The 26,114-nt window shown below is 51.1% G+C and carries 24 protein-coding genes; 4 read left to right on the plus strand and 20 right to left on the minus strand.

Going from position 1 to position 26,114, the window contains the following annotated elements; genetic code table 11:
- The first annotated feature begins 45 nt into the window (after window positions 1–45).
- On the plus strand, window positions 46–621 hold the full coding sequence (gene clpP / locus LCM29_RS07300) for an ATP-dependent Clp endopeptidase proteolytic subunit ClpP (protein ID WP_012726916.1): 576 nt from the start codon (window positions 46–48) through the stop codon (window positions 619–621).
- A gap of 77 nt (window positions 622–698) precedes the next feature.
- Here the strand turns inward: clpP and LCM29_RS07305 are convergent, their stop codons facing one another.
- From LCM29_RS07305 to hprK, 12 genes are all read right to left on the minus strand, one after another.
- Window positions 699–1,142, minus strand: coding sequence for a hypothetical protein (locus tag LCM29_RS07305; RefSeq protein ID WP_224861725.1), 444 nt, complete (start codon window positions 1,140–1,142; stop codon window positions 699–701).
- 89 nt (window positions 1,143–1,231) lie between these two features.
- Window positions 1,232–1,747 (minus strand): DUF2179 domain-containing protein, encoded by a 516-nt coding sequence (locus tag LCM29_RS07310; RefSeq protein WP_074033625.1) that lies wholly within the window; start codon window positions 1,745–1,747, stop codon window positions 1,232–1,234.
- A gap of 90 nt (window positions 1,748–1,837) precedes the next feature.
- Window positions 1,838–2,077: a CopG family transcriptional regulator gene (locus LCM29_RS07315; RefSeq protein ID WP_074033629.1), complete on the minus strand. Its 240-nt coding sequence runs from the start codon at window positions 2,075–2,077 to the stop codon at window positions 1,838–1,840.
- Between the two features lie 84 nt (window positions 2,078–2,161).
- Complete coding sequence (gene whiA, locus LCM29_RS07320) at window positions 2,162–3,115, minus strand: DNA-binding protein WhiA (protein WP_224861727.1); 954 nt, start codon at window positions 3,113–3,115, stop codon at window positions 2,162–2,164.
- A gap of 34 nt (window positions 3,116–3,149) precedes the next feature.
- On the minus strand, window positions 3,150–4,145 hold the full coding sequence (locus tag LCM29_RS07325) for a gluconeogenesis factor YvcK family protein (RefSeq protein WP_224861729.1): 996 nt from the start codon (window positions 4,143–4,145) through the stop codon (window positions 3,150–3,152).
- A 1-nt stretch (window position 4,146) separates the two neighbouring features.
- Window positions 4,147–5,019, minus strand: coding sequence for an RNase adapter RapZ (rapZ, locus tag LCM29_RS07330; protein ID WP_074033636.1), 873 nt, complete (start codon window positions 5,017–5,019; stop codon window positions 4,147–4,149).
- Between the two features lie 120 nt (window positions 5,020–5,139).
- Window positions 5,140–6,093 carry a thioredoxin-disulfide reductase gene (gene trxB / locus LCM29_RS07335; protein WP_074033640.1) on the minus strand — a complete coding sequence of 318 codons (954 nt, stop codon included), beginning with the start codon at window positions 6,091–6,093 and terminating at the stop codon, window positions 5,140–5,142.
- 68 nt (window positions 6,094–6,161) lie between these two features.
- Entirely contained in the window at window positions 6,162–7,634 is a 1,473-nt protein-coding gene (locus tag LCM29_RS07340; protein WP_214785845.1) for a tetratricopeptide repeat protein, read from the minus strand.
- 294 nt (window positions 7,635–7,928) lie between these two features.
- A complete protein-coding gene (locus LCM29_RS07345; RefSeq protein WP_214693571.1) occupies window positions 7,929–8,411 on the minus strand; it encodes an acyltransferase in 483 nt (160 codons plus the stop codon).
- The gene (gene ppaX, locus LCM29_RS07350) at window positions 8,404–9,054 is read right to left on the minus strand and encodes a pyrophosphatase PpaX (protein ID WP_224861732.1); all 651 of its coding nucleotides are present in this window, start codon (window positions 9,052–9,054) and stop codon (window positions 8,404–8,406) included. Before ppaX ends, LCM29_RS07345 begins: the two co-directional genes overlap by 8 nt.
- Window positions 9,054–9,872 (minus strand): prolipoprotein diacylglyceryl transferase, encoded by an 819-nt coding sequence (gene lgt, locus LCM29_RS07355; protein WP_074033649.1) that lies wholly within the window; start codon window positions 9,870–9,872, stop codon window positions 9,054–9,056. The genes ppaX and lgt overlap by 1 nt, the downstream gene beginning before the upstream one ends.
- 2 nt (window positions 9,873–9,874) lie before the next feature.
- Window positions 9,875–10,810, minus strand: a complete 936-nt coding sequence (gene hprK / locus LCM29_RS07360; protein ID WP_214693573.1) for an HPr(Ser) kinase/phosphatase — start codon at window positions 10,808–10,810, stop codon at window positions 9,875–9,877.
- A 148-nt stretch (window positions 10,811–10,958) separates the two neighbouring features.
- Here hprK and LCM29_RS07365 point away from each other — a divergent pair, with 148 nt between their 5' ends.
- Window positions 10,959–11,315: a hypothetical protein gene (locus LCM29_RS07365; protein WP_214785849.1), complete on the plus strand. Its 357-nt coding sequence runs from the start codon at window positions 10,959–10,961 to the stop codon at window positions 11,313–11,315.
- A gap of 37 nt (window positions 11,316–11,352) precedes the next feature.
- Here LCM29_RS07365 and LCM29_RS07370 read toward each other — a convergent pair whose 3' ends face one another.
- From LCM29_RS07370 to uvrB, 3 genes are all read right to left on the minus strand, one after another.
- A complete protein-coding gene (locus tag LCM29_RS07370; RefSeq protein WP_214785851.1) occupies window positions 11,353–12,522 on the minus strand; it encodes a DUF4097 family beta strand repeat-containing protein in 1,170 nt (389 codons plus the stop codon).
- 65 nt (window positions 12,523–12,587) lie between these two features.
- Entirely contained in the window at window positions 12,588–15,461 is a 2,874-nt protein-coding gene (uvrA, locus tag LCM29_RS07375) for an excinuclease ABC subunit UvrA (protein WP_224861734.1), read from the minus strand.
- On the minus strand, window positions 15,462–17,432 hold the full coding sequence (gene uvrB / locus LCM29_RS07380; RefSeq protein WP_214746005.1) for an excinuclease ABC subunit UvrB: 1,971 nt from the start codon (window positions 17,430–17,432) through the stop codon (window positions 15,462–15,464).
- 451 nt (window positions 17,433–17,883) lie between these two features.
- Here uvrB and LCM29_RS07385 point away from each other — a divergent pair, with 451 nt between their 5' ends.
- Both LCM29_RS07385 and glpK read left to right on the plus strand, forming a co-directional pair.
- Window positions 17,884–18,591 (plus strand): MIP/aquaporin family protein, encoded by a 708-nt coding sequence (locus tag LCM29_RS07385; RefSeq protein ID WP_214746002.1) that lies wholly within the window; start codon window positions 17,884–17,886, stop codon window positions 18,589–18,591.
- Between the two features lie 28 nt (window positions 18,592–18,619).
- Window positions 18,620–20,137, plus strand: a complete 1,518-nt coding sequence (gene glpK / locus LCM29_RS07390; protein WP_214786928.1) for a glycerol kinase GlpK — start codon at window positions 18,620–18,622, stop codon at window positions 20,135–20,137.
- Between the two features lie 67 nt (window positions 20,138–20,204).
- Here glpK and LCM29_RS07395 read toward each other — a convergent pair whose 3' ends face one another.
- From LCM29_RS07395 to ftsE, 5 genes are all read right to left on the minus strand, one after another.
- On the minus strand, window positions 20,205–21,344 hold the full coding sequence (locus tag LCM29_RS07395; protein WP_224861736.1) for a PDZ domain-containing protein: 1,140 nt from the start codon (window positions 21,342–21,344) through the stop codon (window positions 20,205–20,207).
- A 43-nt stretch (window positions 21,345–21,387) separates the two neighbouring features.
- On the minus strand, window positions 21,388–22,791 hold the full coding sequence (locus tag LCM29_RS07400; RefSeq protein ID WP_224861738.1) for a S41 family peptidase: 1,404 nt from the start codon (window positions 22,789–22,791) through the stop codon (window positions 21,388–21,390).
- 101 nt (window positions 22,792–22,892) lie between these two features.
- Window positions 22,893–24,233 (minus strand): murein hydrolase activator EnvC family protein, encoded by a 1,341-nt coding sequence (locus tag LCM29_RS07405; protein WP_224861740.1) that lies wholly within the window; start codon window positions 24,231–24,233, stop codon window positions 22,893–22,895.
- Between the two features lie 23 nt (window positions 24,234–24,256).
- Window positions 24,257–25,159, minus strand: a complete 903-nt coding sequence (gene ftsX / locus LCM29_RS07410) for a permease-like cell division protein FtsX (protein ID WP_224861742.1) — start codon at window positions 25,157–25,159, stop codon at window positions 24,257–24,259.
- Window positions 25,149–25,835 carry a cell division ATP-binding protein FtsE gene (gene ftsE / locus LCM29_RS07415; protein WP_224861744.1) on the minus strand — a complete coding sequence of 229 codons (687 nt, stop codon included), beginning with the start codon at window positions 25,833–25,835 and terminating at the stop codon, window positions 25,149–25,151. Before ftsE ends, ftsX begins: the two co-directional genes overlap by 11 nt.
- Window positions 25,836–26,114: the final 279 nt, after the last annotated feature.

Consider the following 26,114-nt stretch of genomic DNA (forward strand, 5'->3'; position numbering starts at 1 on the left):
TACAGGTATGATGAACTTACAACCTACATAAAGGAGGCAGATTCAATGTTAATTCCAACAGTTATCGAACAGACAGGCCGTGGGGAGCGCGCGTACGACATCTACTCACGCTTGCTCAAAGACCGTATCATCCTTCTCGGAAGTGCGATTGACGACAACGTCGCGAACTCAATCGTCGCACAGCTTCTCTTCCTCGCAGCTGAGGATCCAGAAAAGGACATCTCGCTCTACATCAACAGCCCAGGTGGTTCGATCACAGCGGGTATGGCGATTTACGACACGATGAACTTCATCAAGCCGAACGTGTCGACGATTTGTATCGGAATGGCTGCATCGATGGGTGCCTTCTTGCTCCAAGCCGGTGAAAAAGGAAAACGCTTCGCACTTCCGAACGCGGAAATCATGATTCACCAACCGCTCGGCGGCACACAAGGCCAAGCGTCAGACATTAAGATTCACGCAGAACGCATCATTAAAATGCGTGAGAAATTGAACCAAATCATGGCAGAGAACACTGGACAGCCACTTGAAGTCATCGAGCGCGACACAGAGCGTGACTACTTCATGGCAGCTGACCAAGCGAAAGACTACGGTCTCATCGACAAAGTCATGACACGCTAATCATATAAAAGACGTTTTCCGATCAATCGGGAAACGTCTTTTTTCATGTTGTCTGTCCCTAAGAGGCAGGTCAACCATTAGTTTTCGGGTACCCTGACACCGAACACGTATCGACTGTCGCCCTGCGTCCATTCCCCGCCGACCTCGTATAGATAAATGCCTGGTTCGTCTGGTACGACCGGTTCAGCCTGGACGAGTTCTCCGTCTTCAATCTGAAAGAAACTCGATTCCATCGGGTCTGCATGATAGACAACGTCAATCGCGTCACCCGGTTTGACCGTGATGAGTTGCAGGTCATCCGCTTCCGGTAAGCCATAGTCGGCGCACGTCGCACGACTGCCGGCTTCCCAACAATACGTCGATTGTTCTACTTCCGCCGTCATCGAGCCGACACGAATCGTCGGGAGCGGCGGTTTGACATGATCGTCCCCCTCACCGAACCAAGACACCGCGACATAAATCACCCCCACACCGACAAGTAACCCAATCAATACAATCCAAAAACGTCGATTACGCTTCACGGTCTCATCTCCTTTCCTCACTCATTCCCTATCGTGCAGGAAAATCCCTACTCCAACAAAAAAAGACCCACTTCCGTGAGTCTTGTGCGTCATTTCGGACGACGCAGTCCTTTCATCATGTAGCCGCCTTTGAAGTCGATCGGGTCGAATGCGACGAGAAACGCCTTCGGCTCATGCTTCTCGACAAGTTCACGCAATTCTTTCATCCGTGTACGGGCTGCCAAAACGTCCAGACGATAACGGACACCGTCTCGACCTTGTCCTTGATAATGCGTCACCCCGTAACCATTGTCGCGCATCTGTTGAATGAGCTCGGCCGGATATTCTTTCGTGTGAACTTGAATCATGTTGTAGCCGATGGCGAGTTTACGTTCGACATAGCCACCGAGTAAAATCCCGAGTCCGAACCCGACCGCGTACACGATCATACCGAGCGTCGTCAAATCTTGGAATACGATTCCGAGTGCGAAGATGTAGATGAGTGTCTCAAGCGTCCCGAACAGACCCGCGATGACGGTCTTCCCTTTGACGAGCATGATTGTCCGGAGCGTGAGCACCGGGACGTAGATAAGTTGTAGCAATAGGATGAGTAAGATTTGACCCATTCGATCGACCTCCGTTCAAATTCATTACCACCACTATTCCAAATTTCAGAGTGAGATGCAACTAAAAAAGGCTGACCGAAGTCAACCTTATTATTTCGTATCTAGATTTTTCACGCTCGTGAGCAATTCATAGTCTTTACGAATCACTTCGTAGATCGCGTTCTTATCTCCGTTCAACAACTCTTCTGCACGAAGCTGGTTCAAGAGAAGGCTTGTTGCGAACGTGACGAGTGCACTCTTCGGAATTCCGATTTCTTTTGCGCGCTCCGTGATGACTTGGTCGAGCTTAGCGTCAATCGTGAGCGATAATCTTTTCTTTTCATTCGACATAGTGATGAAGCTCCTTTAATTCCTATTCAGTAAACCTATTCCAGTTGCTTATTATATAGGAAGAATGGTTTTGGTGCAACCGCGTCACGATGAGGCGATCTCGTCGCCGCTCCGCACACGCTCGGCAATTTGGTCAATTTTGCGAAGTCGATGGTTAATTCCAGACTTCGAGATCGGTCCTGACTCGAGCATATCCCCGAGTTCTTGTAACGAGACGTCTTGATGCGTGACGCGTAGTTCGGCGATTTCCCGAAGTTTTTTCGGCAAGACATCGAGTCCGACCGTCCGCTCCAAGAACTTGATATTCTCCACTTGGCGTAACGCAGCCCCGACCGTCTTGTTCAAGTTGGCCGTCTCACAGTTGACGAGACGGTTGACGGAGTTCCGCATGTCCTTGATGATGCGCGCATCCTCAAATTCGAGCATCCCCCGTGTCGCACCGATCAACTTGAGGAAGTCTGAGATTTTCTCGCTCTCCTTCATATAGAGGATGTGCCCTTTTTTCCGTTCGAGCGTCTTCGCATTCAAATCGAACCGATTCGCCAGATCGCGTAGCGCCTGGTTATGGTTTTCATATAAGCTGTAGACTTCGAGGTGATACGACGATGTCTTCGGATGGTTGATGGATCCTCCAGCGAGGAAAGCCCCACGCAAGTAGGCGCGTGCCAAGTTCTCGTCTCGTGTCATATCCGAGTTCAGTGTCCGGATCATCTCATAGTGCTCCCCGAGAATCTCGAGGTCACGAAGCATCGTCTCCGCGTGCTGTGACACCCGGACGATATAGACGTTATTCTTTTTCAGACGCATTTTCTTCCGTACGAACAAATCTAATGGATGGTCGTAGAGACGTTTCATCAACGAATACATCCGACGGGCGATTGAGGCGTTTTCGGTCGAGACGTCGAGCGTCATGCCTCGTCCTAGGGCGAGCGAGATGACCCCGTTCATCCGAACGAGTGCCGACAATTCCGCTTTCGCCTCGGCGTCATTCACTTCAAGTTGTGTCAATTCTTTCTTCACATCTGATGCAAAGCTCATCGAGTCCCCCTCCTTTCTGTCTTTCGAACAATTCTTATTTCAATTCTAACTGCTGGAACGAGCGCGGCTTCTTGATCCGAAGCACCCGTTGCATGACGAGTCCGGCGATGGCGTCAGAGTCGTGACGGATATAATCCCGATTGTAATCGACGATATCTCCTGCAAGGACATTCGTTCCATAGTTTCGGAGCTTCTTCCGGTCGAAGCGGACCTCTTCCGATCCGTCCTCGAGGTAACGCTCCAAATAGTCTTCATCGATCGGCTCGTTATTGACGACGATCGTATCAATCGACGCCTTCCCGAGATATGCTTCGATGGCTTTTAAATGTTTCATGGCGTCATAGCCCTTCGTCTCGCCCGGTTGTGTCATAACATTACAAATATAGACGACCGGGACTTGTGAACGGACGATGGCTTCTCGCACGTCTGGGATGAGTAGGTTCGGGATGATGCTCGTATAGAGACTCCCTGGGCCGAGCACGATGACGTCTGCCGATTCGATTGCTTCTACGACCCCTGGGGCCGGCTTTATGCCTTCTTCGAGTAAAAACAGACGTTTGATCGGCTGCTGATGGAGCGGGATCTTCGATTCGCCTTTGACGATCGTCCCATCCTCAAACTCCGCCGCAAGCGTCATGAGCGTCTCCGTCACCGGCAACACTTTCCCTTGTGCGTTCAAGAGCTGCGACATGACGTCAATCGCTTTGACGAACGATCCTTCACAAATATGGGTCGCCGCCGTCAGCATCAAGTTCCCGAGGGAGTGACCTTCTAGGCCATACCCCGTGTCGAAACGATACTGTAAAATCTTATCCATCAACGGCTCGACTTCTGACAAGGCCAAGATGACGTTACGGATGTCGCCCGGGGGCAACATATGAAACTCGTCGCGCAAGCGCCCTGAGCTGCCTCCGTCGTCTCCGACCGTGACGATGGCGGTGATGTCGAGCGGATAATGCTTCAAGCCACGGACGAGGGTGGACAAACCTGTCCCCCCACCGATGGCCACTACTTTCCGGTCTCGTCTCATATTATTTCTCCTTCGTCGCGTGGGCAAGGTCACGGTGGACCGTCTTCACGTTGTAGCGCTCCGCGAAATGCTCCGACACTTTCTCGGCGAATGTGATTGAACGGTGTTTCCCGCCCGTACAACCGAACGCTACGACAATCTGCGTCTTCCCTTCCCGCTTATATTGTGGAAGTAGGAATTCGAGCATATCGATCAACTTCTTATAAAACGCCCGCGCTTCCGGATGTGACATGACGTAGTCTTGCACTTCCGTCGTCTGACCCGTGAGCGGCCGAAGCTCAGGGATATAGAACGGGTTCGTGATAAAGCGGACATCGAACAGTAAGTCCACATCGAGCGGGACCCCGTGTTTGAATCCGAACGACATAAAGTTGACCGTGAACGGGATGCGTTCCTCGTTGAACTGTTGCAAGATGCGGTCCTTCAGCATCTGCGGCTTCAAGTCACTCGTGTCATAAAGTGTATGGGCACGGTCGCGGAACCCTTCTAACAGTTCGCGCTCCATCTGGATGCCGACGAGTGGCGCATCCTCTGGTGCGAGCGGATGTGACCGCCGCGTCTCTTTATAGCGACGAACGAGCACATCGTCACGCGTCTCTAAGTACAGAAGATGTGGGTGTACGTTCTTCTTTTCTAAATCGTCGATGACGATGAACAGGCTATCGATAAAATCTCTCGTACGTGTATCAATGGCGACCGCGATTTTCGGTCGGACCGAGCTGATGACATCAATCAATTGTGGCAAAAGCACCGGTGGCAAGTTATCGACACAGAAATAGCCGAGATCCTCGAAACTATTCATCGCGACCGACTTCCCAGCCCCGCTCATTCCGCTGATGATGATCAATTCTTCTAATCCTTTAAAATCTTCCATCTCGCTGACGCCCCCTTAAAATTGACAACCGAGCCGTGTGTGTAGCTCTCTCCATCTAGTATAACGAACGTCCGAAAAAAAGAGAAGGACCGCGGTTCCCCGCAGTCCTACCTTCTTGAATCATGCGTTTTGTTCTTGCAACGATTCGAGGAGCCCCTCGATGAAGTGCTGAGCGTTCTGAGCGGCAATCGATCCATCGTTCGTCGCCGTGACGACTTGGCGGAGCGTTTTGTCACGAACGTCACCGGCAGCAAAGATTCCAGGAATCTTCGTTTCCATCGCCTCGTTCGTGACGATGTAGCCTTGCTCGTTCGTGATTCCGAGGTCTTGGACGAATCCAGTGATCGGGTTCATGCCGATATAGATGAAGACGCCGTCGATTTCATGGTCTGTCTCTGTACCGTCAACTGTGCTGACGAGACGAGCGCCACCGACTTTACCGTCTTTCTCTGTGATTTCTTTCAATGTGTGGTTCCAAATGAAATCGATTTTCTCATTATCGAACGCACGTTTTTGAAGAATCTTTTGAGCACGAAGCTCATCACGACGGTGAACGATCGTCACCTTGTTCGCGAAACGTGTCAAGAAGACACCTTCTTCAACAGCTGAGTCGCCACCACCGATGACGAAGAGATCTTTGCCTTTGAAGAATGCTCCGTCACATACCGCACAGTACGATACGCCACGGCCTCCGAGTTCTTCTTCACCCGGTACACCGATTTTCTTATACTGAGCACCAGAGGCGAGGATGATGGCACGCGCTTTATAGTCGCGGTTGTGCGCATGCACGATTTTGTATTCTGTTTCATCCGAGATGCTTTGCACGTCCCCATACGCATACTCCGCACCGAACGCTTTCGAATGGTCGAACATCTTTTGAGACAAGTCAGGACCGAGAATGCTGTCGTATCCTGGGTAGTTCTCGATGTCTTCCGTGTTGGCCATCTGACCACCTGGAATTCCGCGTTCGATCATAAGTGTTGAAAGGTTCGCACGTGAAGCATATAGCGCAGCGGTCATTCCGGCAGGGCCGGCACCGATGATAATGACGTCATAAATTTTTTCTTCTGTCATGTTGATTCCACCTCTGCAAAATATTGATTGCCTTTAGTATAAGAAACCTGTATGGGTATCGTCTATCTTTATGCTTGTTCGAGTGTCCGTTTGAACGAACGAACCGTCTCCGTCAACGTGTCGACTGGGAGATGGAAGGCGTTCGCACAGTCCTCGAGAATCAAGGCGTCTCGTTTCGTATAAAACATCCAGACGAGCGCAGCAGCCGATGCCGTTACGTCCATGAATGCTTCGTCCGATAACAGAAGCGTAGCAAATCGTTCATAAAAATCACCTTCTAGGCTCATCCGTTCCGCTTCCGAAACATGTGATTCGGCAAGGACAAGGGCATCAAACGCGCGTTTGACACGAGCGTCTCCTTGGAACGATTGCTGACAGAGGTCGGCACGACACATTTCCGCAAACGCACGGACCGTCTCGTTCTCCGTCACGGCGTTCGTCAGCGCGAGCGCTTCAAACGCCTCATCGTCTTTCAAGTTAGAAATGATTCGAATGATCTCGACCCGGGCCAAGTCCGTCTCTTGACGAAGTCCTTGGACGAGCGCCGAACGAAACTCGAGGTTTTCTCGAATATCGAAACTTTGCTTCTCTTCAAACCGTTTCATCTCATCTTTGTTCAAGTAGGTGGCTGCCTCTTCTAATCGTCCTGTCTTATAGGCAGACACGCTGAGCCAATGCCCGAACAATGCGTCACCGCGAAACCCGCGTTCTTTCAATAGACGTAACTCTTCATACGCACGGTCATAATGACCGACGAGCGCGAGTGTCGTCGCCAATTTGTAACGTAAATCAAACTGGAGTGGACGAACACGTGTGAGTGGCGTCGATAATTGCATCGCCGCTTCGGATTGTCCTGCTTCATGCAACAAGAGAATCGTGTTCAAGATCGCATGCAAGTTGCCCGGATTTTGATCGAGCACGTACTCGAGCGTACGAAACGCCGCTTGGTCGTCGCCGAGATAAAAACTGACGACGGATAAATTGTTATAGGCCGGCCAAAACGATGGATACTGACCGATTAAACGCTCGAGCGTCGCCTTTGCCGCAAATAGCCGTCCTTTGTCGATTTGACGCTGCGCCTCTGAATGCCATGTGATCAATTCGTCTTCTTCCTCGTCCTCGAGCTCTTGTTCGAGTTCGATTAGTTCGAGAAGGGATTGCACGGCTTCCGCGTAGTGACCTTTCGTGTCACGTGCGAGATATTCAGATGCATAGTTCGCCGCTTCTTCATATTGAGAGACATAGGCACAGTTGCTCGCTAAATGATAGAGCGCCTCTGTCGCGGTCTCGTCGAGCTCTAATACTCGTTTCCACACGTCATTGGCGTGGTAGACCTCCCCTACTTCAAATAACAGTTCTGCGTACTGTTTATGATAGTCGACGCGATGCGTGGCTGCCGCTGTCGCTTCAGCCATGAAAAAAGTCGCTTCATCTAGGCGACCTTCCCGTAACGCACGACGACCTCTATAGTAGTGGAGCTCCGCAGCGAGCGGAGATTCTGGTTCGGGTAGCGTCATTACTGCTTCATAGTTCGCTTCCATATTCTAAATCCTCCACATCATCTCTAAATCTTTTTTTAGTTGCAGGGATAAGAATACCGCACTCGAACAACGAGGGCAACTGAAAAAGTTAAAAAAAATTGCGACTATATTCCCTCTATAATGAATATTTTTTACTAGGTTCAAAAATTGTTTTTGAGCGAAAATATGATTCCTTCATTTCGGTTCATTTTCCCATTAAAAAGCGGCATCCCTTTTAAAAAAAGTGATACCGCTCAAGTATTCTTTCATGTCTCTATACAAAAGAGGCATAAAAACATTTTGCGAAAAATTGTGTCAAATATGTGTCAGCGACTGGAGTTTCGAACCGACGACCCGCTCTCCCGGCAAGACGTCGCGATGTACGACCGCACCTGCACCGACGACAGCACCGTCGCCGATCGTCACGCCCGGTAAGATGGTCACGTTCGCGCCAATCAAGACTTCATTTCCGATGATGACATCTCCGATTCGATACTCATCGACGAGATACTCATGACAGAGGATCGTCGAGTTGAATCCGATGACCGTGTTCCGACCGATGGTGATTCGTTCCGGGAACATGACGTCCGGCGTGACCATGAGGGCGAGAGCGCTATACTCTCCGATGTTCATCCCGAGAAATGTCCGGTACAACCATCGCTTCGCCTTCACCGAAGGGAAGTAACGCCCGACGAGCACGACCGCTGTGTTTTTGAAGACACGTAGGAAGCGAATCGTCCGATACATCTGCCAAAGCGGGTTCGGCCCGTCGATACGAAACCGTTTCGTCTTACGCATGGACGCTGACCTCGTCGAGCCATGCCTCTAAATGTTCCATTGAGTCGATGATGACGTCCGGCTCGAGTGACTCGAGGAATGGGCGACCTTTTAAAGCCCACCCGACAGCGACCGTCTTCGTCCCAGCGTTCTTCCCACTGAAGATGTCCGTATCGTTGTCACCGACCATGATCGCTCGCTCTGGTGACGAGCCGAGCGCTTGAAGAGCACGTTCGACCGGTTCGGCGTGCGGCTTTTCATTCTCGACATCGTCAGCTGTCACGACGACATCAAACAAGTGGTCGATTTTGAACAACCGAAGGCCCCGTTCGACGACCGGACGCCCTTTCGATGTGACGACGCCCATCTTGTACCCTTTCGCATGAAGGCGATATAAGCCTTCGATGACACCCGGGTACTCAGCGACGAGTTGGTCGTGCATGGCGATGTTGAAACTCCGATAGAACGCCTGCATCTCTTTCCATTCTGCTTCGTTCAATTCACGGAACGACTTCTCGAGCGTCGGTCCGATGAAGCGATAGATGTCCTCATCCCGATACGTATGTTCCGGGAAATAATAGTCGAACGTATGACGGAAGCTGGCGATGATAAGCGGGTTCGTATCGAGTAACGTACCGTCTAAGTCAAATAAGAGCGTATCCATTAATCAAACAATCCTTTCTCTGATGGGTCATTGTATCGTTTCGCATTGCGGCGAAGGACCATCATGACGATACCGAAGAGGATCAAGGCGATCGACACCATTTGGGCCGCACGCAAATCGCCTGACATGAGACTATCCGTCCGGAGTCCCTCGATATAGAAGCGACCGATCGAATACCAGACGAGATACGACAAGAAGATGTATCCGCGACGTGGGTTTCCAATCATACGCCATGCGACGAGGAGGATGACCCCGATGATGTTCCATACACTTTCATAGAGGAACGTTGGGATATAGTATGCCCCGTCGATATACATCTGATTGACGATCCAATCCGGTAGCATGAGCGTGTCTTGTAAGAAGCTACGCGTCGTTTCGCCACCATGGGCCTCTTGGTTCATGAAGTTCCCCCAGCGCCCGATAGCTTGTCCGAGGAGAAGTGATGGTGCCAAGATGTCTGTGACTTTCCAGAACGACATCGACTTTCGCATACAATAGACGATGACGACAAGGAGTGCCCCGAAGATGGCACCGTGAATGGCAATCCCGCCTTGACGGATATCGATGATTTGTCCGAGATTCTCTGAGTAGTAATCCCATTGGAACGTCACGTAGTAAATACGCGCGAAGATGATACTAATTGGAATCGACCAGATGACGACGTCAACGAGTCGTTCCGAATCATAGTTGATGCGCTTCGCTTCGTAAAGGGCAAGGACGAGTCCGAGCATTGCCCCGAAGGCGATGATCATACCATACCAGTAAATCGGCAGAGACCCGATTTCAAACGCTACACGATCAAATGTCGGTTCTACCATGATCACAAGTCTCCTTCAGTGTCCTGAATCGCGTTTGCGAGACGTTCCGCAAACTCTTCAGCCGTATTGATGCCCATGTTTTGCAGACGATAGTTCATCGCTGCGACCTCGATGATGACCGCTAAGTTTCGACCTGGGCGGACAGGGATCGTGAGGAGCGGGACTTCACTGTCGATGATTTTCATCGTGTTGTGATCGAGTCCGACGCGGTCATACACTTTTCCAGCGTCCCAGTTCTCTAAGTTGACGATGAGACTGATCTTCTTATGTGACCGGACCGCACCTGCGCCGAACAAGGTCATGACATCGATGATGCCAATTCCACGAATCTCAAGCAAGTGGCGAATCAGCTTCGGTGCTGAACCGACGAGGAGCTGGTCGCCCGTTTGACGAATCTCGACCGAGTCATCGGCGACGAGACGGTGCCCTCGTTTGACGAGTTCAAGCGCGGTCTCCGATTTCCCGACACCGCTCTGTCCTTTGATAAGGACGCCGACGCCGTAAATGTCGACAAGGACGCCGTGCATCGCTGTCATCGGTGCAAGTTCCATCTCGAGGAAGTTCGTGATTTGCGACTCGATTGATGTCGTCACCGCATTCGTCCGCATGAGTGGGACGTTTGCCGCTTCCGCTTCTTCTTCGATTTCTGTCGGAATATCAAATCCACGTGTGATTAAAATCCCAGGTGTCGATTCCGTACATAAAATACGGGCACGCTCGCGACGCTTTTCTTCCGATAAGCTCGCATAGAAAGTCAACTCCGTCTTCCCGAGTACTTGAAGACGATTTTTCGCATAGTGCGTGTAATAACCAGCGAGGACGAGTCCTGGTCGACTAAGGTCAGGTGTGGCGACCGGACGATGGAGTCCCTCTTCTCCCGCAATGACTTGAAGTTTAAAACGCTCAACGACTTGAGCTGTACGTACGATATTCTGCATCAGTATCTGCCCCTTTCACGCTCATTATTGTATCATAGCTCTTTCTCGGAAGCGTTAGGGAAGTGATAAAGAACGTGTCAAAAAATTGTTGAAACTTTCATACATGGCGTTCGTAGGAAGGGTATAGGCAAATAGAGGAGGTGAAATGATGGATACTTGGATTTGGTTGATTTTTATATTTGCGTTTATCATCGGAATCGGTACGCTCGTGTATTTGATCAAGTCATTGATTGATATGTGGAAAGAGTATGCGGCGACGAAAAACGAGACGGTCTTGCTCTTGTTCATTTTGAATATCATCGGATTCTTCTTATCCGGTGCGCTCATCTCGATGATTGTCGGGATCATCTTCTACTGGAATCGCTCGAAATCGATGCGACTTCTTGGAATCATCTTGTTGATTGCCGGTCCCGTTCTCTTTATCGTCTTTGCGATTAGTGCATTCACGATGTTTGATACACAGATGATGGATTGGCAACAGATGGAGTATGAAATGAATTTATAATCAAAAAAATCCCGAAGGCAGCGCCTTCGGGATTTGCTTATTGTTGATGGAACGGATTATTCAAATCGGCTGGGTCGACGGGATCGACCGGATCCGACGGCTCCGTCTGTTCTTCCTCAAGGAAAGTCGACGGTGTATACACCGATCCGTGTTCCAAATCGATTGTACCGGTACGTGTACCCGCTTCGACTTCGATGCGAGGCGTTTGACCTCGACCGGACAAGAATTCGAGACGACGCTGCGCAACGTCTTTTCGGTCACGAATGATCTCGAGTTCGTCGAGTAAGCAGTGGAGTCCCCCGAAGTTCGTCTCGAGTTCTCCTTCCACCTCGACGCCGTGTGGCAACACGAGTCGAATATTTCCGGCGAGCGAAGCGAGTTCGAACTTGGCCGGACGTGCTGTCGCGAGTTCCGCGCGGATGTTGCCGTTCCCTGTCTTGAGGGATGCTTTATCGTACTTCCCTCCGACGATGACGGCCCCGTTTCCGGTACGGACGTGCACGAGCTCCGCCTCGACGCCTTCCACCTCGACTGTCCCGTTTCCGGTATTGAGAAGGAGTTCAGACGCGTGTACTTCATGTAGGACAACGCGACCGTTCGCCGTTTGCACGCGGACGTTCTCAACGTCCAAACCATCGGCACGGACTTCCCCGTTCAACGTCTGAATATGAAGATGGTTGAAATGGTGGTGCGGGACGTACAGTTCCACGTGGGCCCGGACGAGCTTGTCACGCAAGGAGACGACGAGACGGTCCCCAATGACGGAATGCTTGACCGCCGATTGCAACTGTTCGAGCGCTTTGTCCGCGTCTTGTTGGCGAAGCGGACGACCGGTCACGATGAGCTCACAATCTTCTGCATCTGACGAGACGATGGTCGCCGATGCGTTGAAGAGATCGAGTGAGATGTCGCTACCCGTGAATGGGAATGATTTCGAATACGTCACTTCTGGTCCGAAGTTCGAGCTGAAGGAGAAGTCGCTGTCACGAAGCTTCGTGACGAGTCCTTCTACCGCAGACGTCAGTTTCGTCGTGAGCGATTCGACCGAATAGGCATCGACCTTCTCCGTGTCTTGACGCTCTTCTAACGCCTGGACTTGTTCTGGTTCGAGGCGCTCGAGACGCTCGAGTTGCGTCATCGCCTCCTCGATTGTCATCTTGCCTTCCTTCACTTGCTGGAGAATCAGTTCACGCATTTCTTGTTTCACGTTCGTTTTCCCCCTTCAATTTGGTTGCACGTCAATTACCTTCCCGTTTCTCACCATTTCTATACTTATTTCTTTTTTCCTGCTTTTGGTTTCACGCGAGCCGCATCTCGTTCGAGGACCGGCTTCAAATACTTGCCGGTATACGACCCAGACACTTCGGCAACTTCTTCCGGCGTTCCCGTCGCGACGATGAGTCCGCCGCCGTCCCCTCCTTCTGGTCCGAGGTCGATCAAATAATCGGCTGACTTGATGACGTCGAGGTTATGTTCGATGACGAGCACCGTGTCCCCGTTCTCGACGAGGCGCTGTAGCACTTTCAACAAGCGGGCAATGTCGTCGACATGAAGACCTGTCGTCGGTTCGTCCAAAATATAAATCGTCTTCCCGGTCGAACGTTTATGAAGCTCCGAAGCGAGTTTGACACGCTGGGCTTCCCCGCCGGAAAGTTCCGTCGCTGGCTGACCGAGTTTCATATAGCCAAGACCGACGTCATAGATGGTCTGAATCTTTCGCTTGATTTTCGGAATTTTGTCAAAGAATTCGAGCCCTTCCTCAATCGTCATATCGAGGACATCGGCAATCGTCTTCCCTTTATACTTCACTTCGAGCGTCTCGCGGTTATAGCGTTTCCCGTGACAGACTTCACATGGCACGTACACGTCCGGCAAGAAGTGCATCTCGATTTTGATGATTCCGTCCCCACGGCACGCTTCACAGCGTCCGCCTTTCACGTTGAAACTGAAGCGCCCTTTCTTATAGCCGCGCATCTTCGCTTCGTTCGTCGAGGCGAAGACGTCACGGATGTCGTCGAAGACGCCCGTATACGTCGCCGGGTTTGAACGCGGTGTACGCCCGATCGGGGATTGGTCGATATCGATAACTTTATCGATATGCTCGAGCCCTTCAATCTTCTTATGTTTCCCTGGCTTCGCTTTGGCACGGTTCATGTTGTGTGCGAGCGATTTATAGAGAATCTCGTTGATGAGTGTCGATTTCCCAGAACCGGATACACCCGTCACGGCGACGAACATCCCGAGCGGAATCGAGACGTCGACATCTTTCAAGTTGTTCTCTTCCGCCTTGACGATCTTCAAGAACCGTTCGTCCGGCATTTTCCGTTCGGCCGGGAGCGGGATGAACTTCTTCCCGGCAAGGTATTGACCCGTGAGCGAGTTTTTATTTTTCATGAGTTGCTTCGGCGTGCCGGCAGCAATGACTTGTCCACCGTGCTCCCCGGCACCCGGTCCGATATCGATCAAATAGTCGGCTTCCATCATCGTATCTTCATCATGTTCGACGACGATGAGCGTGTTGCCGATGTCTCGCATCTGTTTGAGCGTTGCGATCAAACGGTCGTTATCCCGTTGATGAAGACCGATCGACGGTTCATCGAGGACGTACAAGACACCTGTGAGACGTGAACCGATTTGCGTCGCAAGTCGAATCCGCTGAGCTTCTCCACCTGAGAGGGTTCCCGCGGCACGAGACAGCGTCAAATAGTCGAGACCGACGTTATTCAAGAAGCTGAGTCGCTCTCGAATCTCCTGCAAGATGAGGCGGGCGATGGCGATATCTTTTTCACTGAGCTGTTCATTCAGTCCTTCGAAGAACGCGAGTGCATTCACGACAGACTTTTCCGTCACTTGTCCGACATGCTGGCCCGTGATCTTGACGGCGAGTGACTCTTCTTTCAAACGATATCCGTGACATGTCGGGCAGGCGTGCGTCGCCATATACATCTCCATCTGTTCGCGGATGTAGTCTGACGTCGTCTCCCGGTAGCGTCGCTCGATGTTACGGAGCACCCCTTCAAAGAAGATTGTGTTCGTCCGGACCTGACCGAAGTCATTCTCATAACGGAAGAGGAATGACTCTTCCGAAGAACCGTTCAAGACGAGGTCCTGGTCACGTTTTGACAGACGTTCGAACGGCACGTCCATGTCGATGTTGAAATGCTGGCACATCGCCGCCAACAGTTGCGGATAATATTGTGAACTCGTCGGTTGCCATGCAGCGATCGCCCCTTCTTTTAACGTCATCGATGGATCAGGGATGACGAGTTCTGGGTCGACGTCTAGTTTCGTCCCAAGACCATCACACGTCGGGCAAGCCCCGAACGGTGAGTTGAAAGAGAACATACGTGGCTCGAGTTCTCCAATCGAGAATCCACAAATCGGGCAAGCGTGGTGTTCGCTGAAAAGAAGCTCGGTCCCGTCCATCTTGTCGATGATGACACGTCCGTCGGCGAGGCGTAACGCCGTCTCGAGAGAGTCGGCAAGGCGCCCTTCGACGTCAGGTCGGACGACAAGACGGTCGACGACGACTTCGATCGAGTGCTTCTTGTTTTTGTCGAGCTCGATCTCATCTGTCAGTTCGATGGTCTCTCCGTTCACGCGGACACGGACGAATCCTTCTTTCTTCAACGAATCGAACACTTTGATGTGCGTTCCTTTACGACCTGACACGATCGGTGCCAAAATCTGAAGTCGCGTCCGTTCCGGCAATTCCATCACCTGGTCGACCATCTGCGAAATCGTCTGACTCGAGATCTCGATACCGTGGTTCGGACAGACCGGTTTCCCGATTCGTGCGAACAAGAGTCGGAGATAGTCGTAAATCTCCGTCACCGTACCGACGGTTGAGCGCGGGTTTCGGCTCGTTGTCTTCTGGTCGATCGAGATAGCCGGACTTAAGCCTTCAATCGTATCGACGTCCGGCTTATCCATCTGTCCGAGGAACTGACGAGCGTACGCAGATAAACTCTCGACGTAGCGTCGCTGCCCTTCCGCATAAATCGTGTCGAACGCGAGCGACGACTTCCCGGAGCCGGACAAGCCCGTCAAGACGACGAGCTGGTCACGTGGGATATCGATGTCGATATTTTTTAAGTTGTTGACGCGTGCCCCTTTGATGACAATCGCATTTTTCTTTTCAGCCATTTAATTCCCTACCTTCAACTCCAAGATTAAGTCACGCAATTCGGCCGCACGCTCGAACTGGAGATCGCGTGCCGCTTGCTTCATTTCTTCTTCTAGTTTGGCAATCGCCGCCTCGCGTTCGGCCGGCTTCATCGTACTGAGTGATTCGAGTGCCTCTTCTTCGGCCTCGACCGTCGCTCGGATGACACCACGGACGTCTTTTCGAATCGTCTGTGGCGTAATGCCATGTTCTTCATTATATGCTTGTTGGATTGTCCGACGACGATCCGTCTCTTCGATGGCTCGTGCCATCGAATCGGTCATCTTGTCCGCAAATAGGATGACGTGTCCGTTCGCATTACGGGCCGCCCGTCCAATTGTCTGGATGAGCGAACGGTCGGAACGGAGGAATCCTTCCTTATCGGCATCGAGAATCGTCACGAGACTGACTTCCGGAATGTCGAGCCCTTCTCGTAACAAGTTGATTCCGACGAGCACGTCATATTTCCCGAGACGAAGATCACGGATGATCTCAATCCGTTCGAGCGTCTTGATCTCGGAGTGCATATAGTTGACCTTGATTCCCGCTTCACGCAAGTAGTCGGACAAGTCTTCTGCCATTTTCTTCGTGAGCGTCGTCACGAGAACGCGCTCGTCTCGCTTGATGCGTTCGCGAATCTGGTCCATCAAGTAGTCGATTTGTCCTTTGATCGGATGAATCTCGATGGTCGGGTCGAGTAACCCTGTCGGACGAATGATCTGCTCGATCATGTTCGGTGTATGTTCGAGCTCGTACGGACCTGGTGTCGCCGAGATGAAGATCGCTTGTGACAATTTTTTCTCGAACTCATCGAATTTGAGCGGACGGTTGTCCTTCGCAGAAGGAAGACGGAACCCGTGGTCGACGAGCACTTGTTTCCGCGCCTGGTCCCCGTTATACATCCCGCGCACTTGCGGGAGCGTCACGTGTGACTCATCGGCGACGAGGAGGAAGTCTTCCGGGAAGTAGTCGATCAATGTATACGGGGTCGAGCCCTCCGGCATCAAGTTCAAGTGTCGCGAATAGTTCTCGATGCCTGAACAATACCCCATTTCACGCATCATCTCCAAATCGTAATGCGTTCGCTGCTCAAGACGCTGTGCCTCAAGTAGCTTCCCTTCTTCACGGAACTTCTCGAGCTGCTCCTCGAGTTCCGCTTCGATGTTGACGATTGCTTTTTGCAGTTTCTCGTCACGCGTGACGAAGTGGGATGCCGGGAAGATGGCGACGTGATCGCGGTCCGCGATGATTTCACCCGTCAACGGGTCCATCTCACGGATTCGGTCGATCTCGTCCCCGAAAAATTCGATGCGCATACAGTGTTCGTCACGTGACGCCGGGAAGATTTCGACGACGTCCCCACGTACACGGAAACGTCCACGCTGGAAGTCGATATCGTTTCGTTCATATTGAATGTCGATGAGCTTACGAAGCATCTCGTCACGACCCATCTCTTTACCGACGCGGAGACTCAATACGAGACTGCGATATTCTTCTGGGTTACCGAGACCATATATACAGGAAACGGATGCAACGATGATGACGTCATCCCGCTCGAAGAGAGCCGACGTCGCCGAGTGACGCAGCTTATCAATTTCATCGTTGATAGAGGCATCCTTCTCGATGAACGTATCGGTCGAAGGCACGTACGCTTCTGGTTGATAATAGTCATAGTAACTGACAAAATATTCGACCGCGTTGTTCGGGAAGAACTCTTTGAACTCGGAATACAATTGACCGGCGAGCGTCTTGTTGTGAGCCAGGACGAGTGTCGGCTTCTTCACTTCTTGGATGACGTTCGAGACGGTGAACGTCTTCCCTGTTCCGGTCGCCCCGAGGAGTGTCTGATAACGGTCACCCCGATTGACGCCTTCGACAAGTTGTCGAATCGCTTCAGGCTGGTCACCTCCTGGTTGAAATTCAGATTGTAATGCAAACGGAATCGATTCCATAAGATACTCCTCACCTTCTCATTTCATAGTGTCTTGATTATACCATAGACACGAACAAATATTCGCTTATTAGCTTACATACACATTTAAGCCTTTTCTCTTATATATCATCATTTCTTTTTCCTTTACTGTCTCAAAAGAAACATCAAATCTTGTTGCGTTTCACCTTCGAGAATTACTTCACAATCGTTTTTGTAGCATAGAACACGGAAAGTCGGATCCTGGACCTTGTTACTATTCAATTGAAATTCCCATGATTTTTAAAAAGGATGTCAAAATCATATCCACGTCGCTCTCTATCTGACTCTTTATGTGAAGTTTACAGGTGTAAATGTGAACATTTGTAGGAAAAAAGTAGGATTTTTGAAAAACACTGTTTTAAAACGCTTACATTTTGGGCATATAATGAAGTGGTAAGTCAAATTGCATAAGGGAGAAAGGGGAGTATCACATGTCAGCATTTGTAAGTGAAATTATCGGTACGATGCTATTGATTCTGCTCGGTAACGGTGTCGTCGCCGGCGTCGTCCTCCGCCATTCCAAAGCGGAAAACTCTGGCTGGATTGTTATCACAATGGGTTGGGGTCTTGCCGTTATGGTCGGGGTCTACGCAGCCGGAATTTACGGAGGCGCACACATCAACCCTGCCGTCACGATTGGTCTCGCGACAGCAGGCGAATTCCCATGGGCCGATGTCCCACTCTACATCCTTGCTCAGTTTATCGGAGCGTTCATCGGGGCATGTTTGGTATATGTCCACTACAAGCCGCATTACGATGCAACGGACGATCCAGGCTTGAAACTCGCAACGTTCTCTACCGCACCAGGTATCCGAAGCACACCGTACAACTTGATTGGTGAGATTATCGGAACATTCGTCCTCTTGTTCGCGTTGTTGTCATTCGGGGCAAACACATTCGCAGACGGACTCAATCCGCTCATCGTCGGTTTCTTGATCGTCTCAATCGGTCTCTCGCTCGGTGGTACGACGGGGTATGCGATCAACCCGGCACGTGACCTTGGGCCACGTATCGCGCACGCCATTCTTCCGATTAAAGGAAAAGGATCTTCAGACTGGGGCTATTCATGGATTCCAGTTGTCGGTCCGATTATCGGTGCTGTCATCGCCGCACTCGTTTACGGCATTCTCGTCCCTTAACACATAATTTTGAAGGAGGAAATCACATATGGCGAAAGAAAAACGTTATATTTTAGCATTGGACCAAGGAACGACAAGTTCACGGGCAATCATTTTTGATCATGATGGAAAAATCGTCACAGTCGCACAGCGCGAATTCAAACAATACTTCCCAAAACCAGGCTGGGTTGAGCATAACGCCAATGAGATCTGGGGGTCTGTCCTCGCCGTTATGGCGGAAGCGTTCGGTTCGGCGGATATCGACCCGAATGAAATCGCAGGAATCGGGATCACGAACCAACGTGAGACTGCGGTCGTTTGGGAGAAAGAAACAGGACGTCCTGTTTACAACGCGGTTGTTTGGCAATCACGTCAAACTGCTGATATCTGTGAAGAGCTAAAAGCGGCAGGTCACTCGGACATGGTTCGTGACAAAACGGGTCTTCTCATCGACGCCTACTTCTCAGGTACGAAAGTCAAATGGATCTTGGATAACGTCGAAGGCGCTCGTGAGAAAGCCGAGAATGGTGAACTTCTCTTCGGAACAATCGACACATGGCTCATCTGGAAACTCTCAGGTGGTAAAGCCCACGTGACAGATTATTCGAACGCATCACGTACACTCATGTATAACATTTACGAACAGAAGTGGGATGACGAGTTACTCGAAATCTTGACGGTACCGAAATCAATGCTTCCTGAAGTCAAGCCTTCGAGTGAAGTCTATGCGAATACGATCCCGTATCACTTCTTCGGATTTGAAGTACCGATTGCCGGAGCCGCAGGTGACCAACAGGCTGCCTTGTTCGGTCAGACGTGCTTCGAAAAAGGTGAAGGAAAGAACACGTACGGAACGGGTTGCTTCATGCTCATGAACACGGGTGAAGAAGCCGTCAAATCGGATCACGGTCTATTGACGACAATCGCGTGGGGCTATAACGGAAAAGTCGAATATGCGCTCGAAGGTTCGATCTTCGTCGCCGGTTCGGCAATTCAGTGGCTCCGTGACGGATTACGGATGTTGAAGTCAGCGAAAGACTCGGAGCAGTATGCGACGCGAATCGAATCGACAGAGGGCGTTTATGTCGTACCTGCCTTCGTTGGTCTCGGTGCACCATATTGGAACTCTGACGTGCGTGGTGCCATCTTCGGTCTCACACGCGGAACGGAGAAAGAGCAATTGGTCCGTGCGACAATCGAGTCACTCGCTTATCAGACACGCGACGTCCTCACATCGATGGAGAACGATTCAGGCATCAACTTGAAGACACTCCGCGTCGATGGTGGAGCCGTCAGCAACAACTTCCTCATGCAGTTCCAATCGGACATCCTCGATGTACCGGTCGAACGTCCGGAAGTAAGTGAAACGACTGCACTCGGTGCCGCCTACTTGGCAGGTCTCGCCGTTGGTTTCTGGAAAGACCAAGCAGAAATCAAAGACCAGTGGAAACTCGATAAGAAGTTCGAGCCGAACATGGACGAGTCTCATCGCGAAGCACTCTACAAAGGTTGGCAACATGCGGTCGAAGCAACGATGGCATTCAAACCATCAAAACTTGACGTATAAGTGGCAAGGGCATCCTCACGGGTGCCCTTTTCGTATGCAAAAAAAGAGTACCCCGTGAAGGATACTCTTACAATTTACGAAGTCGGACACGTGGGCTCGTCGGTTCCCCGACGAACAAGATACCGAGTTCGTGTGGATCGGTCTCATACATCGCCCGTTGAACAAAACGAATATCTCCGTTCAGATTCAACACCTCGAGCTTGATGTACGGTTTATGTTGCTGGAGCGCCTCATAAAAACTGTGCCCTCCCGTGATGATCGTCCCATTCACTTTATAGATGGATTCACCTGGGATAAGCTGCATCGCCTCTCCTGGTGAATTCGGAAGCGTGTCCACGATAACCGCCCCACGATTTCCATTGATGAAGACAGGTGTCGTACCGCGATTCTCTCGTTTGATCCACTGAAGTCCAAGCTCATAAAGAACAAACAAGGCGAACAGCGCATAGTCGACATACGGGATCTCCCATACATACGAGAGACCGAATAGACCGAGAGCGATCAAGGCGAGTACCCCGCGATAGTTGCTCAATCGTGCGAGAAGCGTTCCCGGTAAGGCACCGGTCGACAGTAAACTGACCCCGATCGGAATCGGAAGAATGATCGGCACCATCGGCCAGTCGAGACCGAACGTCGGTGGCAAGAAGACGACGAGCGGGAAAAACCAAATGCGTTTGACGACATGCCCCCCGATGAACTGACCACGTTTCGATAAAATCAGTGTCGGGGATGTCTCTTTCGACCCGTTCCAGCGCAAGAGAATCGCTTCAGCGAGTGTGACGAGTCCGAACGTGAGCGCGTAAACCGTCCAATCGACTCGAGCGAGTTCTCTCACCCAATCACTGAGTGCCCCGTAAGAGACGACATCTCGTAACATGACGACCGCGAACAAGACAAAGAGTGGAAGCACCGGATTGAAGAATCGCGGATGCATCGTCAATACCACGAGCGTATAGAGCATCGTGAACGAGACTGCCCATTCAAACGTGATGGTCGTCTCAAGTAGAATCGTCGCGGCCGATGAGAGGACCGCTAGAAGAAGACTCGGCCAGATGAAATGCTTCCATTCCGACTTCGGCGAGCGTCGTCTCGAACGAAACATGGCTCGTTCTCGTTTGACTCGTGTCATCGATATGTATGTAAGGGCGACGAGCGTCACCCAAAACAGCGGACTACCTAACAACGTCAGTAAAGCCGTAACACTCATTCGTACAACTTCCACGCGGTCCAATCCTTTCTTTCATTCAACGTTATTTTGCGGCTTCTTCGAGCGCCCGGTTCAATTGGGCATCGTTCGCCTCATCTTGAATCGCCTCGAGCAATTTCGATTCGAGCGCCGAAGCGGTCTCTTCATCGACTGTCCCAGAAGCCTCGAGGCCATTGTCTGTCTGGAATGCTTTCACGGCATCTGCCATCGTGTCACCATAGTATCCTGGCTGACCGCCTGGCTCATAGCCGATTCCCGTCAAGATTTTATGCAAGTTCGAGACGGCGTCGCCGTAATCGCCGACTTTTAATGACTCTTCTTCTGTCAACACTCGGGTCACATTGAAGTAATCTGGTTGTTTCACTTCGATGTCCGGCTCAATCCCTTTTTTATTGATCCAGTTCCCGTCCGGCGTGAGCCATTTGCTCGTCGTCAACTTCAAGTTGCTGCCGTCCTCTAGATCGAACGCCGTCTGAACGACGCCTTTTCCGAACGTTTTCGTCCCGATGATCGTTGCGCCTGCCCCTTCTTTCATCGCACCCGTCAAAATCTCGGATGCCGAGGCAGAGCCCTCATCCGTCAAGACGAATAACTCATACGGCTTCGCTTCGCGGGCGCGTCCATTCTGTGCGTCACGGTCCCCGTCCGCATTTTCGATTTGAACGACCGGTTTTGATGTCGGTACGAATCCTTCCGACATCTCGATGACAGCCGGCAAGAGACCTCCTGGGTTCCCACGTACGTCGATGATCAAGCTGTCGATATCTTCTGACTCGAGTTGCTCGAGTTGTTCAAGGAACTCATCGGCTGTCGGTTCTGAGAACTGCGTCACTTGAAGATAGCCGATTTTTTTACCGTCTTGCTCCTTCACTTCTGAGAACACCGTCTCAATCGGAATCGTGTCACGCGTGATCTCATAGTCCGCCGTCTGACTGCCACGGCGAATCGTCAACGTGACGGTCGTCCCTTTTTCCCCACGGATGAGCTGAACGGCTTCTTGTACGTCCATCCCTTCGATCGACTCCCCGTCGACCGCCGTGATGATATCACCGGGACGAAGACCCGCCTCCTCGGCTGGAGCGCCTTTGATTGGAGCGACGATTAAGATGTCTTCTCCTTTCTTCTCCAAAGTCGCGCCGATTCCTTCAAAACTCGATTCAATCGAGTCGGTAAATTGCGATGTTTCTTCCGCGTCCAAGAAATCCGAATACGGGTCATTGAGTGCTGCCGTCATACCATCGAGCGCACCGGTCAATAAATCCTCTTCCGAGATGTCTTGTAACGAATGTTCTTCAATCAAATCACGCACTTGGTCGACTTTATCCCAGCCTTCCGCATTCGTCTGAATCGGAAGTGATGTGTCTGTAAACGCCATCGTCGCAAGGCCTGCACCGGCCCCAGCCACGAACGTTGTGCCAGCGAGTAGTCCTGCGGTTGAATTTTTCACGGGTTGGTCCCTCATTTCTCTTTGTAAGTCTTTTCATTAGTATAGCAAAAACGAGAGGAAAAGCGGACGCGTTCCACATATTTGGGACGCGTCCGCTTTAGTCAGTATCCAATATACGGGGCTGGGTCAATCGCATTCGGTTGTCCCGGTGCCCATTTTCCTCGATGTAGCTCAAAATGGAGATGCGGTCCAGTCGACCAGCCGGTGTTGCCGAGCGTCCCGACCGTCTGCCCTGCTGCGACTTGTTGACCGGCACCGACCGTGATCGCATCCAGATGGGCGTAGACCGTCGTCCAAATCTCTCCGTTCATGACGTGGGAGACGAAGACGACGTTCCCATATCCGGTCGCCGGAGCCGCCTTGATGACCACACCTGGCGCACTCGCGACGATCGGTGTCCTTGGGGCGTTAACGAGGTCAATCCCCTTATGAATCTCAGGGACACCTGTCAACGGATTGTTCCGTGGACCGAACGGGCTCGAGACGTAACCGGAAACGGGACGGACGAATCCAGTCGAGGTGGACACGTTCGTCGGCGTTTCAGCCGGCGACGCTGGCGGTGGAGTCACTTCAGGTGCCGCGACTTCCGTCTCCGCTTCCTGCGCCTCTCTTTCGGCGCGTGCCCGTTCTTCAGCTGCGCGTGCCTCGGCTTCCCGCTTCGCACGTTCCGCCTCCTCAGCGGCTTCCCGTTCAGCTGTCGCGATTGCCTCAAGCTGTTCACTGATGATGCGGTTCTGTTCGGCCATGACGGCTTGTTCTTCGCTGCGCGTCATTTTTTCGAGTTCGAGCTGCTCGACTTGTTCGTTCAGTTCGACCAACAAATTACGTTTCTTCTCGGCCGTACGGTCAAGGTCTTGTTTCGTGATGACGAGCTCACGCTCTTTTTGTTTGATGAAGGAGAGCTGGGTACGCTGTGTCGTCTCTAACGACTCGAGACGTTCCATCTCACTCATATAATTATGTATGAGCTCCCGGTCCTGCTCAGCGATCGTGCGGGCCGTCATGACCCGAGTCACGAAATCGCCGAAGGAACGGGACTCAAAAATGACTTGTAAATAAGAAGAATCTTCATGCACTTGTAAGACGCGAAGGCGTTCGTTCAACAGTTCCTTCTGACTTTCCAAGTATTCTTCCTGAACGGAAAGTTGTTGGCGGGTCGCCTCAAGCTCTTCACGGGCCGTATCGACCTCGTGCTGTTGAATCGCGATTTGTTCACTCAAATCATTCAAGCGGTCATCGACGACGAGAATTTCCGTCTGCACGGCATCCCGTTCTGCCTCGGTGACCTCGAGCTCGGCATCCGTCTCGGCCTGCGCTTTTTTCGACTCCTCCAATTCATTGGACAGTCGGTCTTGTCGAGCTTTTAACGTGTCTTTCTCTGTCGCCATGACCGGCATGGCAAGTAACGATACACACAACCCTAGCGCAAGCGAACGTTTCATCCGCCAACTCCTCCTTATTTAAGTTAGATTTTCAAGAAGCGACCGAGCGATGTCGTCGATCCCCAAATCCCGATGAACGCACCGAGTGCAAGTAAGACGAGCGATACTTGTACCGTGAGCGTCGATGGATCAATCAACTTAAATATATCACTATTCAATTGATCAAGCGATGGTTGTAAAGCACTATATGCGACGTCATATCCGAAATAAATGACGAGAATCGGGACGAGAGCACCAAGCATACCGAGAAGCAGTCCTTCGATAAAGAACGGCCAGCGGATAAAGCTGTTCTTCGCTCCGACGAGTCGCATGATTTCAATCTCACGACGACGTGAGAAGATGGTCATCTTGATCGTATTTGAAATCAAGAACATCGCCATCAATGTCAGTCCGACGATCAACGCGAGTCCACCGATGCGAATCCCGTTGAAGAAGGCAAACATTTTGTCGATGTAGTCTTTTCCGTACTTCACATCGTCAACATTTTCGAGTGAACTGACCGACTTGGCCACGTCCTCTAGTTCTGTCGGGTCTTGTGCTTTGACGATATAACGGGCGTGGAGCGGGTTGTCTTTCTCAACCGTTCCGTATGCCGCCGCATCGTCCCCGAGTTGGGTCTGGAACTTCTGCAATTCATCCTCTTTCGAGCTAAACGTGACCGTCGAGACGCCCGGCACCTGTTCAATGTTCTGTCCGAGTTGCTCTACCGATTTCTCATCCGCTGTCCGGGTGATGAACACTTGAATCTCGACATCGTTCTCGACGTTGTCCGAGATCTCATTGACGTTGAACATGACGAGTGCGAAGACACCGACAAGCAACAAGGTGATTGTCACGGCACTGATCGCCGCGAACGACATCCATCCATTACGAAGTGTTCCTTTGAACCCTTCACGCAAATGGCGCAATCCAGTCTTAAACATCATAGCCATATGCTCCTTTCTCTTCATCGCGAACTACTTTCCCATTCTCAATCGCGATGACGCGGTGACGAATCTTATCAACGATGTCACGGTTGTGCGTCGCCATGACGATCGTCGCTCCGCGGCGGTGAATTTCTTCAAACACTTCCATAATGCCCCATGCCGTTTCCGGGTCCAAGTTCCCTGTCGGCTCATCGGCGATGATAAGTTTTGGTTTGTTTACGATTGCCCGTGCGATTGAGACACGTTGCTGCTCTCCACCTGAGAGTTCATCTGGATAGTTGCGTGCCTTGTTTTTCAATCCGACAAGGTTCAACACATCCATGACTTGTTTACGAATCGACGTCGCGTCTGCCCCGACGACTTCTAATGCGAACGCAACGTTCTCATAGACAGTGAGTGTCGGAAGCAACTTGAAGTCTTGGAAGATGACGCCGAGTTGGCGGCGCAGCTTCGGCACGTGCCGGTCCTTCAATTTTCCGACATCTAGTCCGTCGATCAACAATTGACCGCCTGTCGGTTTCTCTTCACGATAAATCATCTTCATGAAGGTCGACTTTCCGGCACCGGAAGGCCCGACCACATAAAGGAACTCGCCGTCGCGAATCTGTAGATCGAGGTCATCCATGGCTACGACGCCGTTTGGATATACTTTACTGACTTTTTGCATCGAGATCATAACGTATTCCCTACCCTTTTTTTAATATTTGTATGCATCTATGACGAAGTTGAATCAATTGTTTTAGTTACTGTATATTTCGCCTAGAGTCTTTTTTACAGGAAACGACTCCCGCTGTCAAGGTGTCGTTTTTTCATATTCCCCTGGTCAAAAATTCATCTAGGGCATAGTTGAAGCGACTACAATTATATCAATCCAACTTTTAAAAGACCATTACAGGATTGTTTCAGTTCGATTGAGTTCAGTGGGAAAATGTCGCGAAGAACCTCGCTTTCTCTA

It is taken from the genome of Exiguobacterium aestuarii (genome assembly GCF_020171655.1).
Lineage (GTDB): Bacteria > Bacillota > Bacilli > Exiguobacteriales > Exiguobacteriaceae > Exiguobacterium > Exiguobacterium aestuarii_A.

Coding starts and splice junctions, on each gene's coding strand:
- clpP (WP_012726916.1), top strand. CDS start 46: ATGTTAATTCCAACAGTTATCGAACAGACAGGCCGTGGGGAGCGCGCG.
- LCM29_RS07310 (WP_074033625.1), bottom strand. CDS start 1,747: ATGGGTCAAATCTTACTCATCCTATTGCTACAACTTATCTACGTCCCG.
- LCM29_RS07315 (WP_074033629.1), bottom strand. CDS start 2,077: ATGTCGAATGAAAAGAAAAGATTATCGCTCACGATTGACGCTAAGCTC.
- whiA (WP_224861727.1), bottom strand. CDS start 3,115: ATGAGCTTTGCATCAGATGTGAAGAAAGAATTGACACAACTTGAAGTG.
- LCM29_RS07325 (WP_224861729.1), bottom strand. CDS start 4,145: ATGAGACGAGACCGGAAAGTAGTGGCCATCGGTGGGGGGACAGGTTTG.
- rapZ (WP_074033636.1), bottom strand. CDS start 5,019: ATGGAAGATTTTAAAGGATTAGAAGAATTGATCATCATCAGCGGAATG.
- trxB (WP_074033640.1), bottom strand. CDS start 6,093: ATGACAGAAGAAAAAATTTATGACGTCATTATCATCGGTGCCGGCCCT.
- LCM29_RS07340 (WP_214785845.1), bottom strand. CDS start 7,634: ATGGAAGCGAACTATGAAGCAGTAATGACGCTACCCGAACCAGAATCT.
- LCM29_RS07345 (WP_214693571.1), bottom strand. CDS start 8,411: ATGCGTAAGACGAAACGGTTTCGTATCGACGGGCCGAACCCGCTTTGG.
- ppaX (WP_224861732.1), bottom strand. CDS start 9,054: ATGGATACGCTCTTATTTGACTTAGACGGTACGTTACTCGATACGAAC.
- lgt (WP_074033649.1), bottom strand. CDS start 9,872: ATGGTAGAACCGACATTTGATCGTGTAGCGTTTGAAATCGGGTCTCTG.
- hprK (WP_214693573.1), bottom strand. CDS start 10,810: ATGCAGAATATCGTACGTACAGCTCAAGTCGTTGAGCGTTTTAAACTT.
- LCM29_RS07365 (WP_214785849.1), top strand. CDS start 10,959: ATGGATACTTGGATTTGGTTGATTTTTATATTTGCGTTTATCATCGGA.
- uvrA (WP_224861734.1), bottom strand. CDS start 15,461: ATGGCTGAAAAGAAAAATGCGATTGTCATCAAAGGGGCACGCGTCAAC.
- uvrB (WP_214746005.1), bottom strand. CDS start 17,432: ATGGAATCGATTCCGTTTGCATTACAATCTGAATTTCAACCAGGAGGT.
- LCM29_RS07385 (WP_214746002.1), top strand. CDS start 17,884: ATGTCAGCATTTGTAAGTGAAATTATCGGTACGATGCTATTGATTCTG.
- glpK (WP_214786928.1), top strand. CDS start 18,620: ATGGCGAAAGAAAAACGTTATATTTTAGCATTGGACCAAGGAACGACA.
- LCM29_RS07395 (WP_224861736.1), bottom strand. CDS start 21,344: ATGAGTGTTACGGCTTTACTGACGTTGTTAGGTAGTCCGCTGTTTTGG.
- LCM29_RS07405 (WP_224861740.1), bottom strand. CDS start 24,233: ATGAAACGTTCGCTTGCGCTAGGGTTGTGTGTATCGTTACTTGCCATG.
- ftsX (WP_224861742.1), bottom strand. CDS start 25,159: ATGATGTTTAAGACTGGATTGCGCCATTTGCGTGAAGGGTTCAAAGGA.
- ftsE (WP_224861744.1), bottom strand. CDS start 25,835: ATGATCTCGATGCAAAAAGTCAGTAAAGTATATCCAAACGGCGTCGTA.